We start from the raw sequence: 2,379 nt of genomic DNA, 5'->3' as shown, positions 1-2,379 counted from the left end.
TTCATTATTTGTTCTTGGGTTGGGTTGTTTTTTAGTAAAACCTTTTGATTTTTGCCGTTTGCGTATTGGAAAATAACCTCATACATTTTGTTGATTTGCTTTACAGCTTGATTGACAGAGATGTTTGTTTGATTTTCAGGTCAGTTTTTGATAATCTAGACACTTACACTCCCACTTTGGTTTCTCTTTTTGCGAACAAACATGCTCTAAAGAAACCTCGGGACACCCATTTTGCAAAGAAAAAATTATATGATTCTGATTACCATACAGATGCGTGTTCTGCTTAAAAACCAATTCGGAAAACAGGTCACAAGATAGCGATCCATCATTATTAATAGAATTTTCAAGATGGAATAGATAGAACGTCTGCCCCAGATCACCCTGTAACCTGTAACCTAAAACTAATCAATTCTCAATATTCTTATATTCCGCATTCCAGGTAAAGTTGATCCCGGGTCCGTCTGTTTCACTTTCCCTGATATAGATTATCCCGTTATTCTTATCCGTAACTTCCAGAGAATAACTTGCAAATGCGGTGAAAAGAGTTCCTGTAGATCCTTTGATGATTATCCTGGCATGAATATTATTCTTTGGTTGTTCAAAGGAATAACTATATTCATTCGTATCCGTTACTGCTATTTCATTTCCATTCTGATCCAGATATTTAATGTATTCAAGCGTATCCAGGCCGAGAGAAGTGAAGCTGTAAGTCACCTTATATTTTTCAATGGATATCGGTTCGGGGTCATCGTCTGAGGATTTCTTGCAGGAAATAATTATCAATGCAAGAACGAACAGCAGTAATAGTCTTTTCATAATGAACAATTTTTGCTAATTTGTATTCTTATAACCCAGCTAAAGGTCGTTAAAAATCATACACACCAAAACTAAAGTGCAAAATATTATAATATTTACGCACAATAATCAACTTCTATTTAATTCGACTTCACGAATTTACCGCAAGCGAAGCCCTTCTCTCCCTGCACTTTAACCAGGTAAATCCCTCCGGGTAATGCCTCAACATCCAGTTCTATGCCTTCCTTTTCCACTATGGCATTCATTTCCATTATCACCTGGCCGGTTTGGTTCATCAGGTGGATGCTGACCTTTTCACCGGGAAGGCTTTGAATGTATAAACGGTCCTTAGCCGGGTTCGGGAACAATGCAAGGGTGAAGCCTTTTTCAGTTTCTTCATCCACCCCAAAATCCGATTCCACTTCCAGGAGGGCGCTATACCATGGATTATCCCTGAACCTTTCAAATTCTTTGATGGTGGTAAAGTTGGAGGTAACGGGATCGTATTCGAAGATTGTGCCGAAATCATAAGCACCTCCTTTATTGGTTGTGCCGTAGATCCTGCCATTGGAAGCCTTCATCAGGGAGCACTCGGGATTGCTGCCACCGGTGGTGGCGTTGAAATCATGTACTTTTGTGCATGAATTGGTTGCGGCATCGTATACAAAAAGTGTTCCTTCATCATACAGGCCGCCCTGGTTACATACTCCGTAAAGCTTATTATCTGAGTATTCCAGGAGTGTACCTCTGGGGAATGCGCCTTTGTTGAGTCCGTCGAACTGAACCTTCACCGACATAAAACTCATGTTTGGATCATATTCAAAGAGGGTGCCGTAGGTAAACTGACCACCCTGCCTGGCTATAGCATAAAGTTTACCATTTGCAGCTTCAACCAGGCTGCCATCCGGGCGGCTTCCTGACGCTGCATCCTGGAAATCAGCCTGTTTTGAATAAGTACTGTTGCTCAGGTTGAATCTGTATAATGCTCCATCACTCATAGAACCACCTTCATAGGTCAATCCGTATAACAAGCCATCGGAGGTCTGCACGGGTGGACCGGCAGGTCTGTAACCTTCAGAAGGAGTGATTAGATCTTCCAGGACGGTAACGACCTTGCTGATGGCATCAAACCTGTATATTACCCCGGCGTTTACCGAACCTCCAAAAGGTGTGACGCCATAGAAATACCCATCGCCGGCCTGCATCAGGCCTGTACCGGGAATACCTCCATACGTAAATATATCAAATTTATACAGGCTTTCAAAAGTGTGATCCGCAGGATTAATTCTGTAAATCGTTCCAGCCTCGGAGTGTCCTCCTTCTGCAGTGGTCCCATAAACCCATCCATCTGTGCCCAGTAAAAGACTGCCGAAATTCATTGCTCCCTCATCAGCCTGCCTAAAATCAAAGCGTTTAGTAAAGGTCATGGTACTTGTGTTGTATTCGAACATAATGCCATCATTATATACACCACCGGAATAGGTTTGTCCGAACAGGGTTCCTCCGGGGCCCAGGGTAAGGCTGCCGTACGGGTATCTTCCATAATCCTCACCATAGAAATCCGCCAGTTTTGTGATTGAGTTT

The 2,379-nt window shown here is 42.5% G+C and carries 2 protein-coding genes; both read right to left on the bottom strand.

Annotated features, from left to right (window positions below; all coding sequences use genetic code 11):
• Window positions 1–405 precede the first annotated feature (405 nt).
• Entirely contained in the window at window positions 406–816 is a 411-nt protein-coding gene (locus KKA81_07925) for a hypothetical protein (protein MBU2650848.1), read from the bottom strand.
• 119 nt (window positions 817–935) lie between these two features.
• Window positions 936–2,379, bottom strand: a 1,444-nt coding sequence (locus KKA81_07920) for a T9SS type A sorting domain-containing protein (GenBank protein ID MBU2650847.1), incomplete at its 5' end; no start/stop codon positions are given.

This window comes from Bacteroidota bacterium, from assembly GCA_018831055.1.
Classification (GTDB): domain Bacteria; phylum Bacteroidota; class Bacteroidia; order Bacteroidales; family B18-G4; genus M55B132.
This window is presented reverse-complemented; position numbering and strand designations above follow the sequence as displayed.

Bases quoted from the DNA above. Each gene is read 5' to 3' on its own strand.
- KKA81_07925 (MBU2650848.1), bottom strand. From the start codon at position 816: ATGAAAAGACTATTACTGCTGTTCGTTCTTGCATTGATAATTATTTCC.